15 protein-coding genes and 1 other RNA gene are annotated in these 15,088 nt (G+C 61.4%); 8 read left to right on the top strand and 8 right to left on the bottom strand.

All coding sequences use genetic code 11. The features are described from left to right. Window positions 1-48: 48 nt before the first annotated feature. From ACMDCM_RS03145 to ACMDCM_RS03120, 6 genes are all read right to left on the bottom strand, one after another. A complete protein-coding gene (locus ACMDCM_RS03145) occupies window positions 49-1,533 on the bottom strand; it encodes a Do family serine endopeptidase (protein WP_412772211.1) in 1,485 nt (494 codons plus the stop codon). A gap of 396 nt (window positions 1,534-1,929) precedes the next feature. Beyond that, window positions 1,930-2,130 (bottom strand): DUF2065 domain-containing protein, encoded by a 201-nt coding sequence (locus tag ACMDCM_RS03140; RefSeq protein ID WP_412772210.1) that lies wholly within the window; start codon window positions 2,128-2,130, stop codon window positions 1,930-1,932. Window positions 2,131-2,165: 35 nt separating this feature from the next. Next, window positions 2,166-3,062, bottom strand: coding sequence for a protease modulator HflC (gene hflC / locus ACMDCM_RS03135; RefSeq protein WP_412772209.1), 897 nt, complete (start codon window positions 3,060-3,062; stop codon window positions 2,166-2,168). After that, entirely contained in the window at window positions 3,059-4,213 is a 1,155-nt protein-coding gene (hflK, locus tag ACMDCM_RS03130; RefSeq protein ID WP_412772208.1) for an FtsH protease activity modulator HflK, read from the bottom strand. The genes hflC and hflK overlap by 4 nt, the downstream gene beginning before the upstream one ends. Window positions 4,214-4,372: 159 nt before the next feature. Then, complete coding sequence (locus ACMDCM_RS03125; protein ID WP_412772207.1) at window positions 4,373-4,909, bottom strand: dihydrofolate reductase; 537 nt, start codon at window positions 4,907-4,909, stop codon at window positions 4,373-4,375. After that, window positions 4,906-5,700 carry a thymidylate synthase gene (locus tag ACMDCM_RS03120; RefSeq protein ID WP_412772206.1) on the bottom strand — a complete coding sequence of 265 codons (795 nt, stop codon included), beginning with the start codon at window positions 5,698-5,700 and terminating at the stop codon, window positions 4,906-4,908. Before ACMDCM_RS03120 ends, ACMDCM_RS03125 begins: the two co-directional genes overlap by 4 nt. A gap of 161 nt (window positions 5,701-5,861) precedes the next feature. Here ACMDCM_RS03120 and ssrA point away from each other — a divergent pair. From ssrA to ACMDCM_RS03090, 6 genes are all read left to right on the top strand, one after another. After that, window positions 5,862-6,219: a transfer-messenger RNA gene (gene ssrA / locus ACMDCM_RS03115) on the top strand. 167 nt (window positions 6,220-6,386) lie between these two features. After that, window positions 6,387-6,911: an SspB family protein gene (locus ACMDCM_RS03110; protein ID WP_412772205.1), complete on the top strand. Its 525-nt coding sequence runs from the start codon at window positions 6,387-6,389 to the stop codon at window positions 6,909-6,911. A gap of 90 nt (window positions 6,912-7,001) precedes the next feature. Next, on the top strand, window positions 7,002-8,411 hold the full coding sequence (gene fumC, locus ACMDCM_RS03105) for a class II fumarate hydratase (protein ID WP_412772204.1): 1,410 nt from the start codon (window positions 7,002-7,004) through the stop codon (window positions 8,409-8,411). A 227-nt stretch (window positions 8,412-8,638) separates the two neighbouring features. Then, a complete protein-coding gene (locus ACMDCM_RS03100; RefSeq protein WP_412772203.1) occupies window positions 8,639-8,827 on the top strand; it encodes a DUF4169 family protein in 189 nt (62 codons plus the stop codon). After that, a complete protein-coding gene (locus ACMDCM_RS03095) occupies window positions 8,824-9,078 on the top strand; it encodes a ribbon-helix-helix domain-containing protein (protein ID WP_412772202.1) in 255 nt (84 codons plus the stop codon). The genes ACMDCM_RS03100 and ACMDCM_RS03095 overlap by 4 nt, the downstream gene beginning before the upstream one ends. 321 nt (window positions 9,079-9,399) lie before the next feature. After that, entirely contained in the window at window positions 9,400-9,711 is a 312-nt protein-coding gene (locus ACMDCM_RS03090) for a ribbon-helix-helix domain-containing protein (protein ID WP_412772201.1), read from the top strand. A gap of 504 nt (window positions 9,712-10,215) precedes the next feature. Here ACMDCM_RS03090 and ACMDCM_RS03085 read toward each other — a convergent pair. Then, window positions 10,216-13,890, bottom strand: coding sequence for an AsmA family protein (locus tag ACMDCM_RS03085; protein ID WP_412772200.1), 3,675 nt, complete (start codon window positions 13,888-13,890; stop codon window positions 10,216-10,218). 11 nt (window positions 13,891-13,901) lie between these two features. Here ACMDCM_RS03085 and ACMDCM_RS03080 point away from each other — a divergent pair, with 11 nt between their 5' ends. Both ACMDCM_RS03080 and ACMDCM_RS03075 read left to right on the top strand, forming a co-directional pair. Then, a complete protein-coding gene (locus ACMDCM_RS03080; RefSeq protein ID WP_412772199.1) occupies window positions 13,902-14,201 on the top strand; it encodes a hypothetical protein in 300 nt (99 codons plus the stop codon). A gap of 5 nt (window positions 14,202-14,206) precedes the next feature. Next, window positions 14,207-14,722 carry a thioesterase family protein gene (locus ACMDCM_RS03075; RefSeq protein WP_412772198.1) on the top strand — a complete coding sequence of 172 codons (516 nt, stop codon included), beginning with the start codon at window positions 14,207-14,209 and terminating at the stop codon, window positions 14,720-14,722. 9 nt (window positions 14,723-14,731) lie between these two features. Here the strand turns inward: ACMDCM_RS03075 and ACMDCM_RS03070 are convergent, their stop codons facing one another. Then, on the bottom strand, window positions 14,732-14,908 hold the full coding sequence (locus ACMDCM_RS03070) for a DUF1328 domain-containing protein (RefSeq protein ID WP_412772197.1): 177 nt from the start codon (window positions 14,906-14,908) through the stop codon (window positions 14,732-14,734). Between the last annotated feature and the right edge of the window lie 180 nt (window positions 14,909-15,088).

Here is a 15,088-nt window from a genome sequence, read left to right as displayed (position 1 = left end):
AACCCAATGCCCGGCGATGGCGAAACACCCGACGACGCAGGTCGCCACCTACTTCAAGCTTAACGCCACGAACCGCAGTTCGCCGGCGCCGTTCGAAACCATCAGCAGCACCGCCTTCTTGCCGTCCTTCTTCAGTCGATCGATGCGCTTGCGGATATCGGAGGCGCTGCTCACGGCTTCCTGCGCCACCTCGACGATGACGTCGCCGGCGCTGAGCCGCTTCTCGGCCGCGTCGGAATCCGCTTCCACATCGGTGATGACGACGCCCTTGACGCTGTCCTTGATCTTGTAGCGCGTCCGCAGGTCCTTGCTCAGGACGGCGAGATCGAGGCCGAGCGCCTTCTGCGTTACGGGCCTCTCGTCGTCGGGCCTGGTCTTGACCGAAACGGGCGTGGCCTTGTCGCCGTCGTCGAGCCGCCCCAGCGTCACTTTCCTGGTCTCCTCCTTCCCCTTGCGGATGATGACAATGTCGACCGTCTTGCCGACGGCCGTATCGGCCACCATGCGCGACAGATCCTTCGGCTCCTTGATGTCCTTTCCGTCGAAGGCGATGACGACGTCGCCCGGTTCGATGCCGGCGGGCTTGGCCGGGCCCTTGTCGTCGACCCCGGCCACCAGCGCCCCGCGCGCCGGTTTGACATTGAGGCTATCGGCAATTTCGTCGGTAACCTGCTGGATGCGAACGCCGAGCCAACCGCGCCGCAGCTCACCGAACCGCCGCAACTGATCGACGACGCCCGCGACCGTTTTAGACGGCACGGCAAAGCCGATGCCGATCGAGCCGCCTGACGGCGAGATGATCAGCGTGTTCACCCCCACCACCTCGCCGTCGAGATTGAACAGCGGACCACCGGAGTTGCCGCGATTGATGGCGGCGTCGGTCTGGATGTAGCTGTCATAGGGACCATTGTTGATATCGCGGTTGCGCGCCGAGACGATGCCGGCGGTAACGGTGCCCCCAAGGCTGAACGGATTGCCGATGGCGATCACCCACTCGCCGAGCCGCAACTTGTCGGAATCGCCGAACTTGACCGCGGTCAGCGGATGCGGCGGCTTGAACTTCAGCACCGCGAGATCGGTCTTCTTGTCGACGCCGACGATCTCCGCCTTCACCTTGGTGCCGTCATTCAGAATGACGTTGATCTCGTCGGAATCGGCGATGACGTGATTGTTGGTGACGACAATTCCGGCGGGATCGATGATAAACCCGGAGCCGAGCGAGTTTGTCTTGTGCGGCAGCAGACCGCCGTCCTTGCCGCTGCGGCGGTTTTTAAAGAAGTCGTCGAAAAACTCCTCGAACGGCGAACCCGGCGGAAGCTGCGGAATCACACGACTCTCGCCGCCTTCGGCTTCGATCGTCTGTGTCGTCGATATATTGACCACCGCATCGATCACCTTTTCCGCGACGTCGGCGATGCCTTCGGGGCCACGGGCGAGCGCCGGTGCGGATATCAGGGCACTCACAGCGCCAAGGCAAAGCGCGGCCAGCAGGGAGCGGCGGCAAAGGCCCAACGCGGGGATGGCTCCGGTCATGTTTCGAATCTCTCCTGGAGAAGTCTATTGGCGCGTACAGTGCGCCCGAAACCCGTGCCTGCGCAAGCAGCGGAAAACGCTCTCCGCGGGTTCCCCGCGGTTTCGATTACGGCGAAAAGCTGGCGTCGCATTCACGATACTGCTGCCATTCGCGACAGAATTTGCGGTCAGGGCGCGGCGAACGTCAAAGCTGTGAGAGCATGATCCCGAAAAGTGAGAACCGGTTTCGGATGCGATCATGCTCAATCAAAAAGGATAAGGCCAGAGTCTGATCCAACGAAGTGGAGTCGGACTCTATAGCGTTTTCAAGCGAAGCGGATACCGGTTGGCGTGAAGAAAACGCGTCAAAATGAAAAGCCGGAGCCCGGCTTTGATTCCATCAAAGCCGGAATAACTCTAGTGCCTGACCAACCAGATCAGGATCAGCCCGACGGTCGCCGAGCCGATGCCGGCCATCCGCAAAACGTTTTCCGGAGCAGCCAATGCGCTTTTCATGGCCCGCCGCGTCAAATCCGGCGCCGCCGCGAACAGGATGCCTTCAAGCACGAAGACAATACCAAGACCGATCAGGAAATCGGCGAAGGCAATGGAATCCATCGGGCACCCCCCGGCATCTCATCCGGCGTTTGGGTTCACGGCTTGGGCGCGGATGCGGCCGGCCTTCCGCCGGGACTTCCGAAGAAGCGGAAGAAGTCGGAATCGGGCCTCAGCAGGAAGCGGGTGTCGCTGCCCTTCAATCCGTTCTGATAGGCGGTCATCGACCGGTAGAACGCGAAGAACTCGGGAGCCTTGCTGTAGGCCTCGGCGAACAGTCGGTTGCGTTCGCCGTCGCCCTGGCCGCGAATCTGCTCGGCCGCCGAATTGGCCTCGGCGATGATGACGGTCGCTTCTCGATCGGCCTTGGCCCTGATCTCCTGCGCTTTCTGGCCGCCCTGAGCCCGGAATTCGGCGGCTTCACGTTGCCGCTCGGTCTGCATGCGCTGGTAGATCGCCTGGCTGTTCTGCTCCGGCAGGTCGGCCCGCCGGATCCGGACATCGACCACCGAAATGCCGTATCCGCTGGCCTCCTTGTCGAGCTGGTCACGGATCCGGGCCATCAGCATTTCGCGTTCATCCCGCACGACCTGGATGAACGTCACCTCACCCAGAACACGCCGCAGCGATGCGTTGAGCAGCGTCGTCAATTGAACATTGGCGACCTGGACCGAGCCTACGCTTTGGTAGAACCGCAGCGCGTCCTTGATTCGATAGCGCGCGAACGCATCGACGACGAGCCGCTTCTGATCCGACGCGATGACTTCCTGCGACGCCTGCTCGAGATCCAGAATCCGTTTGTCTATGTCGATCACGGAATCGACGAACGGCGCCTTGAAATGCAATCCCGGGTCGGTGACGACGCGCACCGGTTCGCCGAGTCGCACCACCAACGCCTGCTCTGTCTGGCTCACCGTGAAAACGGAGCTGTACCCCACCACGAGCAAGGCCGCCACGATCAGCAGTGCGGCAATCCCTAAAACTCCGATTTTCATCGGGCGCTCCCGTTCGTCTTGGCCGGCTTATTAGTAGTAGGGGTCGCGGCGCCGCGCTGCGATGTCAATTCGTTCAGCGGCAGGTAAGGCACGATACCCGGCGATGACGAACCTGGATCGTACACGAGCTTGTCGGCGTCCCCGAGCACATGCTCCATGGTCTCCAGGTAGATGCGCTCCCGCGTCACGTCGGGCGCCGCCTTGTACGCATCATAAACCTGCAGGAACCGCGAACTCTGACCCTTGGCCTCGGCGATGGCCTGTTCCTTGTAGCCTTCTGCCGTCTGCACGATCTGCGCCGCCCGCCCGCGCGCATCGGGAATGACGCGATTGGCGTAGGTCTGGGCTTCGTTCTGCAGTCGCTCGAGGTCGGCACGCGCCGCCTGCACGTCGCGGAATGAATCGATGACCTGAGCTGGCGGGTCGACCTTCTGCATCTGTACCTGCTGAATCAGAACGCCGGCGCCGTACTGATCCAGCGTCTTCTGCATGAGATCCTGCACGGAGGCTTCAATTTTGGTTCGCTCGGACGTCAGGATCGGCTGAATATCCGAACGCCCCACCCACTCGCGCATCGCGCTTTCGGCCACCGCCTTGACGGTACCTTCCGGATTCTGAATATTGAACAAAAAGTCGCCGACTGCACCCGGCTTGATCCGCCACAACACGGTGAAATCGACGTCCACGATGTTTTCGTCGCCGGTCAGCATCAGACTTTCTTCCGGCACGTCGCGCATGGTGCTGGTGTTGCGCGCCGGGTCCTGCGCCAGCGTCAAACCGATGTTGAGGGTCGAAACGCGCAACGCCTTCGGCAGCAACACGGTCTCGATCGGATACGGCAGGTGATAATTGAGGCCCGGCTGCACGGTTCGCACGTGTTTGCCGAAGCGCAGCACCACGCCGAGTTCTTCCGACTGCACCCGGAAGAAACCCGACATGCCCCAGACCACGACCGCGACGATCAGGATCAGCACGATGCCCATGCCGCTCAGATGTCCGCCCGGCAGGAGCTGGCGGATGCGTTCCTGAGCGCGGCGCAGGAGATCCTCGAGATCGGGCGGCTTCGGCCCCCCTGCCGGCTGCGGGCCGGATCCCCACGGTCCTTTCGGACCCGAGCCCCAAGGGCCTCCACTTTGGTTCTTCCACGGCATAAAAACTCTCCTCGGCGCGGATCCGGGCCTCGCGAACCCACCCTCGCTCTGTCCGTTCGACCTTATAGGGGACGCTCACGGCCCTTACAACGCGGCTTGTTGGCTGCAAGGAGCTATATTCGGCCAAATAAAAGTCAATGCAAACATCACGGAATGCGGTTAATGCGGCGTTCGACGGCGATATGTCACATAAGAATAGTCGGAGGTATCGCCGGCGGTCGCCCGGTTTCGGCTGCGGTCGGTTTCGCTCCAGACCGACGGATCGATCGCTGGAAAACCGACATCGCCATCGACCTCGGCGTGAACCTCCGTTACTTCGAGACGATCCGCCATCCGCATCGACTCGGCATAAATCTCCGCACCGCCGATCACCGCGATCTCAGTGGCCGAACGCCGCAGTGCGTCTCCTCTTGCGATGGCAAGAGCGTCGAACAGCGATCGCGTCGCCACCGCGCCGGTTGCAGCAAAGTCCGGATTGCGGGTGACGACGATATTAGTTCGCCCCGGCAACGGCCGGCGCAGCGAGTGGAAGGTCTTGCGACCCATCACGACCGGCTTGCCCATGGTGATGGCCTTGAAGCGCTGCTGGTCGGCCTTCAGCCGCCACGGGATCTCGTTGCCGTTGCCGATCACGCCGTTCTCGGCCACCGCGACGACCAGGACAACTTCCAGATGCCGGGAGACGGTCACGATCACACCGCGACCTCGGCCTTGATGTGCGGATGGGGATCGTAGTTCTCGAGTTTGAAATCCTCGAAGCGGAACGCGAAGAGGTCCTTCACCTCGGGATTGATCGTCATCGTCGGTAGCGGCCGCGTCGGTCGCGTGAGTTGAAGCCGCGCCTGCTCGAGGTGATTCAAATAGAGATGCGCGTCGCCGAGGCTGTGCACGAAGTCTCCCGGCTCGAGCCCCGTGACCTGCGCGACCATCATCGTCAGCAACGCATAGGACGCGATGTTGAAGGGTACGCCAAGAAACACGTCCGCCGAGCGCTGATAGAGCTGGCACGACAATTTTCCGTTGGCCACATAGAATTGAAACAGGCAGTGGCAAGGCGGCAGCGCCATCTTGTCGACATCCGCCGGATTCCACGCGCTGACGATCAGCCGACGCGAATCCGGATTGCGCTTGATCAGGTCGATGACATTGGCGATCTGGTCGATGCTTCGGCCGTCGGGCGCGGGCCAGGAGCGCCACTGCGAGCCGTAGACCGGGCCGAGATCGCCATTTTCGTCCGCCCATTCATCCCATATCGAGACCCCATGATCCCTAAGGTATTTGATATTGGTGTCGCCCTTCAGGAACCAGAGCAACTCATGCACGATGGACTTGAGCGGAAGCTTCTTGGTGGTCAGCATCGGAAATCCCGATGCGAGATTGAAGCGCATCTGATGCCCGAAGACGGACAGCGTTCCGGTGCCGGTACGGTCGTGCTTTTCCGCACCGTCGCTAAGTATGCGTTCGAGCAGATCGTGATACTGGTTCATGGCGTTGGTGCTGTTGAGCCCGGTGAATCTAGCCCCCGCCCGTCTTTCCGACAGCGGCCTTTCGCAATTATACCCAAATATGAGCTCTCATCGCCGGGCTGCAACTGGCCTCGTAACGTTGCAGGATTAGGCCAAAATTTCCGCTCAAATGTGCCGTCAGGCACCTTTTTTCGTCAACGTTTGCAGACTATATTGTGCGTGCCGGTTCGCCGGCTATGGAAATAAATGGCCGTCGTAATAAACCATTCGGACCCGGGGGCGGTACCCGGCGCCTCCACCAGAGCCCGGCGTGGCCTATGCGGGTTCCGGCGGGGGCGAAATAGGATCGACGAGGGCGTAAAGGGCTCGCTTTTTCCCGGTATGGTTCCGCCGTTATCGGGCTATGCAATAGTTGCAAACGACAACTATGCTCCGGTTGCTCAGGCTGCGTAACGCAGTTTGAAAAACCACTTTGAAGTCCTGATGGGTTAAGCTCCGTCAGGCGGGGTTCGGAGGCACCTGGCAACAGAAGCCTCCACTTTCATCCGTTCGCCGCCTGCTCAACGGAGCAGCGACAAAATTTCACCAGCCCGGCTTGACCGCTGCTGACCTAGCGCGATCGCCGGAGTACCATCGGTGGACGGCGCGAGTCGGCTTCAAACGCTCGCATGGGGATTGTCCGATTCTAGGAGGGGTGAGGCCAACGGATGGCAACCGATCATATCCGATACGATCTGCTGGCGAGCGAGGCGCTGCGCGGCGTTCTTCGCCGCGTGCTGACGGATGCCGCCGAACATGGGCTGCCGGGCGAGCATCATTTCGTCATCACCTTCCTGTCGAAAGCTGGCGGGGTGAAGATGTCGCCCCGCCTTCTGGCGCAATACCCCGAAGAAATGACCATCATTCTCCAACACCAGTTCTGGGACCTGGCGGTGAGCGAGGATTGCTTCGAGGTCGGTCTGGCGTTCGGCGGCATTCCCGAGCGCCTCGTGGTTCCGTTCAGCGCCATCAAAAGCTTCGCCGATCCATCGGCGCCGTTCGGCCTGCAATTCGAGGCCGACGAAACCGAAGCCCCGGCAGCAGCGGCGCCCTCCCTCCCGGACGACTTCCCAGCCCCTCCCGATACGCTGCCCGCCCCGTCCGCCCCACCTGCCACGGCTACTACCGAAGACAGACCCAAGTCCGGCGAAGGCGCCGAGGTTGTCAGGCTGGACCGCTTCCGCAAGAAGTAGTCCGCGTCGTATTTTGACGAGGTGTCCCAAGCCGCGAACGGCGCGGCTGCGCGTCTGCTGTCGCCGTAGCGAGCATAACGGTCTTGATCCATGGTTTCGTCATCACGCAGAACAAGAACGCGCACGGAAACCGACAGCTTCGGCCCCATCGAAGTTCAAGGCGACCGCTACTGGGGCGCTCAGACCGAGCGCAGCCGCCGAAACTTCCGAATCGGGCACGATCGCATGCCGATGCCGCTCATTCGGGCGCTCGGCATCGTCAAACTCGCCGCGGCGCAGACCAATCGCGAACTCGGCCTGCTCGACCGGCGGCGCGCCAGCGCAATCATTCGGGCCGCGCGTGAAGTGATCGACGGCAAACTGGACGATCATTTTCCGCTTGTGGTCTGGCAAACCGGCTCCGGCACGCAGACCAACATGAACCTCAACGAGGTGATCGCCAACCGCGCCAACGAACTGCTCGGCGGCGAACTCGGCGCCAAAAAGCCTGTTCATCCCAACGACCACGTCAACATGAGCCAGTCGTCGAACGACTCGTTTCCGACAGCCATGCACATCGCGGCCGCGCAAGGTATCGCATCGGATCTCGTTCCCGCCCTCACCGTCCTGCTCAAGGCTTTACGCAAAAAGGAAAAGGCATTCGCCGATATCGTCAAGATCGGCCGGACCCACACCCAGGACGCGACGCCGCTGACGCTCGGCCAGGAGTTCTCAGGCTATGCAGCGCAAGTCGAGAGCGGCCTCGCGCGACTGCGCACCGCGCTCACGGACCTCTATCCACTGGCGCAAGGCGGAACCGCCGTGGGCACCGGACTGAACTCCAAGCCGAGATTTGCGAAACTGTTTGCCAAGCACGCGGCGACGCTGACGAAACTTCCATTCACCAGCGCGCCCAACAAATTCGAGGCGCTGGCTTCCAATGACGCCTATGTTTTCGTTCACGGGGCGATCAACGCGGTCGCAACCGGCCTGTTCAAGATCGCGAATGACATCCGCCTGCTGGGCTCGGGGCCGCGTTCCGGCCTCGGAGAACTGATCCTTCCCGAAAACGAGCCTGGATCGTCGATCATGCCGGGGAAGGTCAACCCGACCCAGTGCGAAGCGATGACCATGGTTTGCTGCCGGGTGTTCGGGAACCACACGACCGTGACCGTCGCCGGCAGCCAGGGGCATTTCGAACTCAATGTCTACAGGCCGGTTCTGGCGGACTGCATGATCAATTCCATTCGGTTGCTCGCCGACGTCGTCAGGTCGTTCACAGAGCACTGCATCGACGGCATTCGCGCCGACGAGCAGCGGATTCGCGAACTGATGCAACGCTCGCTGATGCTGGTTACGGCTCTGGCGCCGAGGATCGGCTACGACAACGCCGCAAAAGTCGCCAAAGCCGCCCACGCTCGCGGAACGACCCTGAAGGAGGAGGCTCAGCGGCTCGGCTTCGTCACGGCCGCGGAGTTCGACCGCCTGGTGCAGCCCCTCAAAATGACGCGGCCCGGATAACCCGAACCATGGGCCGGGCGCCACCGCGCGAAACGAACGTTCTAAAAACATTGGATTAAGAATAATTATATTTCACATCGTCAGGAAGCTTGAAGAATATTTTCTATCCCTGTTGCGATGCATCATGATACAGCACTAAAATCTAATAGCCGCTCGCGCTGAGCGGAATGTATTTTTGACCTTTGCAGGTACGCGCTCCCAGCGTTTTTAAGATGGCGGAATGGGTCATGGGGGATGTGGTCAATCTGAACAAGCGCAGGAAACGCGCCATGCGGGAACGCATGGCTGCGACTGCCGAAGCCAATCGGGCACGCTTCGGCCGCTCGAAAGCCGAGCGCGATCTCATGGAACAGCGTCGGGTACAGGAAAAACGTCTGCTCGATCAGCATCGCATCGACGCCGAGGACGCATCATGAAGTCGCCGGTGGTGAAACGATCGATCGTGGTGGCCGGCCATAAAACCAGCGTGAGCCTCGAGGAAGCGTTCTGGAACGGAATGAAAGAAATTTCGAGCCTTCGGGACATGACGCTGTCCGAGTTGGTGGGCGAAATCGACAGCAACCGTCAACAGGGCAATCTCTCCTCGGCCATCCGCCTTTTCGTCCTTGACTACTTTCGAAGCCGCGCGACAGCTCCGGGATCCGAAACCAACGCCAACGCCGGATAAAGAGAGAGAGATCCGGCGGCGCATCTCGGCCCGCAAATCCCGTCCACATGTCCGCTCACGCCAGAGCCACGATAGTGAGTTTCACGATGGTGGACTTCACTTAGGTTGTTTACCGAATACCGCTGCGCGGCCTTATCACTTACGATGCACCTGCACTCCGACGATCCGCGGCGCCGATCCGAATTGGACTACCGAAGATCACCTGCAAACGCGGTCTCCGATGGTTCGCAGCACCATGTCTCGTACCGGACAGGCGTCAGGCGAGATATCATCGCGTGCCGATGGTAACGGCTTTCTCCAGAACACCAGATGGAGTCAATCATGCGAAACGATCAAAGCGGCGACGAACGCGAATACGCCGTCGTTAAACGATCGGTGGTCGTCGGCGGCCACAAGACCAGCGTGAGTCTTGAAGACGCGTTCTGGACGAGCCTGAAAGACATCGCCATAAGGCGGGGCATGACTCTTTCCACGCAAATCGCCTCGATCGATACCAATCGCAAAACCAGCAATCTGTCCTCGGCGATCCGTCTCTACGTGCTCGAGCATTTCCGCACCCGGGCGGCGAGCACGATGCTCATCGGCGAACGTCAGATGCCGTCGACGCGGTTTGTACCGCCCGGTCCGGAATAGCTGCAGCCTTGCAGAGAAATTCATAACCCCGGGATTTCCTCCAGCCGCATCCTTCTACGTGACGTTGCTTCGCTCGAAACGCCTTTGCGAGCCAGAGCCTGATCCAATGCAGTTATGACACTTTGACGGAAGCATCTCGATTATCCGTCATTGCCGGGCTTGACCCGGCAATCCATCACGCTTCTAGAGAAGATGGATGCGCGGGACCATAGGCGAGCGAAAGCGACGCCGTTCTTCAAACGGCTATGGGCGAGCGAAAGCGACGCCGTTCTTCGAACGGCTATGGGCGAGCGGAAGCGACGCCGTTCTTCGAACGGCTATGGGCGAGCGGAGCCGTTCTTCGAACGGCTATGCCGCGCATGATGCCGAAGCGCGGATTTCCATGTAATCGGAACCGTTCCTGGAGCGTTTTCAAGCGAAGTGGCTACCAGTTCGCGTGAAGAAAACGCGTCAAATCAAAAAACATCGAGCCCCGCTTCTGATTCCATCAGAAGCGGAACGGCTCTAGAGAGCCGGCCGCGCGGTTGATGCCGGCGGCCTGCTTCCCGGCGGCGAGCCCGGGTGAACCGGCTTTGGAATCGGCGCAGGCCGCATCCCGATCGGCGCCGGCGGACGCGCCGACGCTCTCGGCAGGGGTATATTGGACGCTTGCGGCGGGACCGCCGGGCGCAGCGGGAAGGCTGTCCGGGATCTGGCGCGGGACCGCCGAGGATCACGCTTGGGGACCGGTGCATGGGCGACGGGTACGTTATCCGGCGCCGACGGCTCAGCGGAAACCTCTGACGATTCGGCCGGAAGCGATGCCGCCACCGGCGGGGCGGCGGGAGGCGTGGCGGGCGGCGGCGCCATGCTTTGCTCGATGGAGTCCAGCCTGCGGGTTTCGCGATCGATCGCCCTCACCGCGAGCCATGAGGACAGCGCCGTGACGTCGACGGTCCGGTTAATCGCGTCGGGCGGTCCAGCCGCGAATATCCGAACTTCCGGATGATCGTTTGCAGACCCAACCGACGTTGATGCAAGGCTGGCGCGGATATCGACCTGATCCGCCACGGCGTCATAACCGCCGGAGACGATGGCTTGCGCTCCGTCGCCCTCCAGAGCCGTTGGGCTGACACGCAAGCGGCCGTCGCGCACGGTGAACGGAATTTGCACTGACGCGACCGACAGCGGATTCACGGACAGAGACCGCTCCGCGATCTGCTGCAACTTGGCGTCCGATGCTCTGCCATTGTCCACATTGATCGCAGCGTCGAATACGTGCGGGTCGAGTCCCGGAATGCGCGCGTGCTCGAGCGTGACCAGACCGTTACCGGACAGCGCTCCGGCCAGCGCGGACGCGCTGCGGCCCTGGCTCGCAAGTGCGATCTGCGCCGAGATGCGGCCGCCAGGCATCGCCAGCGCGCCGTAACGCAATGCCGCGCCGTCGACGTTCCTGAGCTGAACGTCCGCATCCAAGGCGACACCGTCAGCGGCTTGCCGTATGTCGAGACGCGCCGTGGCATCGCCATCTCCGATTTTCCCTTTCATCGCGTCGAACGACAGGGAATGATCGTCTGCTTTGACAGTGCCGCTAACGGGACGCAACTCGATGCCTCCCGGCAGCGTGCCGCGCAGGGCCTCAAATGCGAGCTGACCACGCCAACCTTGCGGCAGACCGATATCCAGCGGCTCAGCCGCACCATGCCTCGCGGTGCCGACAAGAAATCCAAACGCCGATGCCAGATCGAGCGTGTCCATTCCGATCTCGCCCTCGACGACGCTTTCCTCGCCCAAATTCACCGCTATGCGCCCGCGCATACGGACGCCCGCGGCCGAACCATCGAGGTCGTGGAAAGCCAGCTTGCTGCCGGCCAGCGTGACGTGCGACGACAGGCTGACGTTCCGGGCGCGCGGATCGGATGGCTTGAGATCCAGCAGCGGTCCGAGATCGACGCGACGCGCCGCGAGATCGAGGTCGGCCTTCCGGTCCGATGACCAGGGCTCCATCGTACCCTTTATTTCGGCGTCCAGGTCAGGTCCCGACATCTTCGCGCTCAACCGGATCGGAGCATGCCATGCTCCCGTCGCCGTTGCCTTCAGCACCGAGCCATCGCCAACCGCGATCACGCGGCCGAGACCCAGCAAGACCGGCAAGACTCCGCCTCGCTCCGCCGTCAGCTTCGTCCGGAGCGTCACCTCGGTCCGTGCCAATGCACCAAGATCGGCCGTGCGCACGGCCGCGAGCGAAGGTGACGCCGCCAGTGACAGCGTGCCTTTCAGTTGCGGCAGATCGACGTTGAGCTTGGCGCTGGCCTCCGCCTTGTTCTCGTCGGCAGGATTTTTATTGACCGCGACCTTGAGTTGGAGTTGCGCGGCTCCCGCGGCCGCCGGCATCGCATCGAGCCGCGCCGCGACGGTCGGAGCGACGGGCGCAATCAGGCCCGTCATCTGCGCAACCGACGCCGATGTCGCATTCAACGATAGCTGCCCGCTCGCATTGATGCGGTCGAACGTACCGGAGCCTTCCATCGCGAGACCACCGGACGAGCCGATTTTTAATTGCTCGAGCGAGATTGCCGTGGGCCCATAGCTCAATTTGGCGATAAACGGGCGCAATTCCCGTCCCGCCGACATCGCGCTATCGAATTTCAACGAGAGCTGTCCCTCATCCGGCCAATCGCCTTGCGCTCCCGCTGTCGCGCGGACCAGACTCGTTGCCGCATCGAGATCGAGACGCCCCGCTTTGAATTCAGCATCGATCCGCGCACCCTTCCCTGCCGTCGGATTGGTAAAGGCCAGCCGTCCCTCGACGCTGCCGCCCTCGATGTCGGCCTTGAGCTGGTCGAGGGCCACATGGCTCGGATCAACGTTCAAATTGCCCCGCAGCCGCAACCGCTTTTGGTCTTGAGGGACGATTTCGCCGCGACCTTGCAGCCAGGCGACAAAAATATCCGGCTCGGAGGATTCAATGTCGAGCGCACCGTTGAACCGGGCCAATGGCCCGGGCTGCGCGAGCCGACCGTCAAGCACCACCTGCGTTGCACCGGGAGCACGGAATTCCAGCCGGCTGACCTCCCATGATGCGCCGTCGCTGCGCAAGTCAGCACCAAAGTTTTGTATCGGGCGGCCGCCCAACATGATCCGGTCCACGCTGATCCCGATTTCAGCGGCAAGCCAAGGTTGCGAAATTTTCGTCAGATCGTTTTGCAATACCGGAAATATCTTCGCGGGCGCGTCCTGATCCTTGGCAAGCAGGTGGTCGGCGTCGAGCTGACGTGCGAACAATTCGGCATGAATCCGCGGCGACGCGCCGAAACGAACGTCGCCAACGCCCGCAAGCGTGAGCGGAGCATCGCCGGCGCCGTAGCTTGCCTCGAGTTGCTCCAGTCGCGCCCCCTTCGGATCGGCCTCGATCCTGGCCGACAGACGCCATGGTCTTTGAGACAGGTCGCCCGCAAAATTCTGACCGACCGCTTCGGCAGCGCCTGCCAGCGTCACCGAACCATCGAAATGCGGCACGCGATCATCGAGCGACAAAGTTCCATCGAGGTCAATGGATGCCGCTCGCATTCCGGGATCGATCGCAAGATGAATACGGCTGGCATTGCCATCGCCCGCATGTCCGGACGATATCCGAAACGGATAGCGCGTTCCCGACAGCACGAAATTGCCGTCGCCGCGAACCGACGCTCCCGACGACCGCACGTCGCCGCTGAAAGCGATGTCATTCAATTCAAGCGTGCGGCCGGCCGCGTCATGAAGCGCCACACGGCCCGTGAGATTCAACCGGTCAATGGAAAACGAGCCGGAATTGAGCGATCGTGACGACAGAGGCCAATCGATCCGCCCGCCGGCGTCGAGGCCGAGGTCGAGTCCCAGGTCGTTGATCGTCAATTGGGTCGCGCGCCATTCCCCTCGCATCAGCGAACCCAGGCTGAACTCGACCGCGAGGCTGCCGGCGCGCACCTTGCCGGGATCGTTCGGCCCTCCGACCACCACAGAACGAAGCTGCAAGGACGGCGACGGCAGCAGGCGAACGTCAAGTCCGCCGTCGACTCGCACCGGCGCGCCGATCATGCGCGTCGCTTCCGCTTCGAATTGGGATCGAAAGCGATTCCAGTCGATGAAATAGGGCCCGACCAGCGCGGCGACGAGCGCGATAATGAATGTGATCGCCAAGCCGAGCAGCGTGGTCTGCACGGTGTCTCCCCTTGAACCGTTCCGGCAAGATCGAATTCCGCAGCATGGCTCAGGACGCCGCACCGGAGGCTCAAGACTGCCGTATCGACCCCAAGCCTGCAAGGCCGCATCAAAGGCAGCCGATGCAACATAATATGGCCAACTGTGGCGAAGTCGCAGCGACAGGTTTCACTTTCCGCCGCTGGGCGGACTTCGGCCTCATGTTGTCGGCAACGACGATTGTCGACCGGCTCCACGGATCATTTTTCCTCCATGAAAAGACCGACTCAAACGTGTATCGTGATGAAGTGAACCCACAAATGCAGAGATAAAGAGAATGAAAGGCACGCCCGTCGCCGACCCGGACCGCAAGCCGCAATTGTTTCGGTCCTCTGTCATGCGTATTGAACGACAATGGATCGACTACAACGGCCATCTCAACATGGCCTATTACAATGTGCTGTTCGATCGGGCTCTCGACGAATTCTGGCTGCAGCTCGGAATAGGCCCCGACTACATGAAGACATGCAACGGCTCGACCTTCACGGCCGAGTGTCATCTACGCTATTTGCGGGAAATTCATCTGGACGACCCGGTGCGAGTGTCCGTCCTGTTGGTCGCCGCGGACGAAAAGCGCCTGCATACTTTCGAGGAGTTGCGGCACGCTACGGCGGGGTGGCTCTCGGCCACCTCCGAAAACATGACTCTTCATATCGATATGGCCGCTCGAAAAGTCGCGCCATTCCCCGCCGACATCCATGCACGCATTCAGGCCATCGCTGACGGCCACAGCATCCTTACACGGCCCGAGGGCATCGGCCGGCAGATCGCAATGCCCTCGCCGTCACGTTAGGTACCCTCATTACACGCCAGTACGGCGGCCTCGCATCAGTCCGACCACCGCCGAAACAACAAACAGAACGAGCGCGATGAAAAAGATTATCTTCGCGATTTCTATCGAGGCGCCCGCGATGCCGCCAAAGCCCAATATGCCGGCAATCAGCGCGATAACCAGAAATGTCACGACCCAGCTCAACATGACCTCATCTCCATTTCCCGGCGCGCCCTCTCGCGCGCGGCCTGGGAGGACAATCGGCCCATGAAATAATGGTTCCGCTCCATTTGGAGGAGGTTTTACGGAACAAAATGGCGATGGCCCGCGCAAGCTCGGCCCGGCGGAAAACTGATGTCAAACGCGTCGCTATCCCTATATATCCTC

The sequence above is a fragment of the Nitrobacter sp. genome, assembly GCF_047149785.1.
Classification (GTDB): domain Bacteria; phylum Pseudomonadota; class Alphaproteobacteria; order Rhizobiales; family Xanthobacteraceae; genus Nitrobacter.
This window is presented reverse-complemented; position numbering and strand designations above follow the sequence as displayed.

What these genes read in the sequence shown, in the direction of transcription:
- ACMDCM_RS03145 (WP_412772211.1), bottom strand. Translation starts at nt 1,533, where the DNA reads ATGACCGGAGCCATCCCCGCGTTGGGCCTTTGCCGCCGCTCCCTGCTG.
- ACMDCM_RS03140 (WP_412772210.1), bottom strand. Translation starts at nt 2,130, where the DNA reads ATGGATTCCATTGCCTTCGCCGATTTCCTGATCGGTCTTGGTATTGTC.
- hflC (WP_412772209.1), bottom strand. Translation starts at nt 3,062, where the DNA reads ATGAAAATCGGAGTTTTAGGGATTGCCGCACTGCTGATCGTGGCGGCC.
- hflK (WP_412772208.1), bottom strand. Translation starts at nt 4,213, where the DNA reads ATGCCGTGGAAGAACCAAAGTGGAGGCCCTTGGGGCTCGGGTCCGAAA.
- ACMDCM_RS03120 (WP_412772206.1), bottom strand. Translation starts at nt 5,700, where the DNA reads ATGAACCAGTATCACGATCTGCTCGAACGCATACTTAGCGACGGTGCG.
- ACMDCM_RS03110 (WP_412772205.1), top strand. Translation starts at nt 6,387, where the DNA reads ATGGCAACCGATCATATCCGATACGATCTGCTGGCGAGCGAGGCGCTG.
- fumC (WP_412772204.1), top strand. Translation starts at nt 7,002, where the DNA reads ATGGTTTCGTCATCACGCAGAACAAGAACGCGCACGGAAACCGACAGC.
- ACMDCM_RS03100 (WP_412772203.1), top strand. Translation starts at nt 8,639, where the DNA reads ATGGGGGATGTGGTCAATCTGAACAAGCGCAGGAAACGCGCCATGCGG.
- ACMDCM_RS03095 (WP_412772202.1), top strand. Translation starts at nt 8,824, where the DNA reads ATGAAGTCGCCGGTGGTGAAACGATCGATCGTGGTGGCCGGCCATAAA.
- ACMDCM_RS03090 (WP_412772201.1), top strand. Translation starts at nt 9,400, where the DNA reads ATGCGAAACGATCAAAGCGGCGACGAACGCGAATACGCCGTCGTTAAA.
- ACMDCM_RS03075 (WP_412772198.1), top strand. Translation starts at nt 14,207, where the DNA reads ATGAAAGGCACGCCCGTCGCCGACCCGGACCGCAAGCCGCAATTGTTT.
- ACMDCM_RS03070 (WP_412772197.1), bottom strand. Translation starts at nt 14,908, where the DNA reads ATGTTGAGCTGGGTCGTGACATTTCTGGTTATCGCGCTGATTGCCGGC.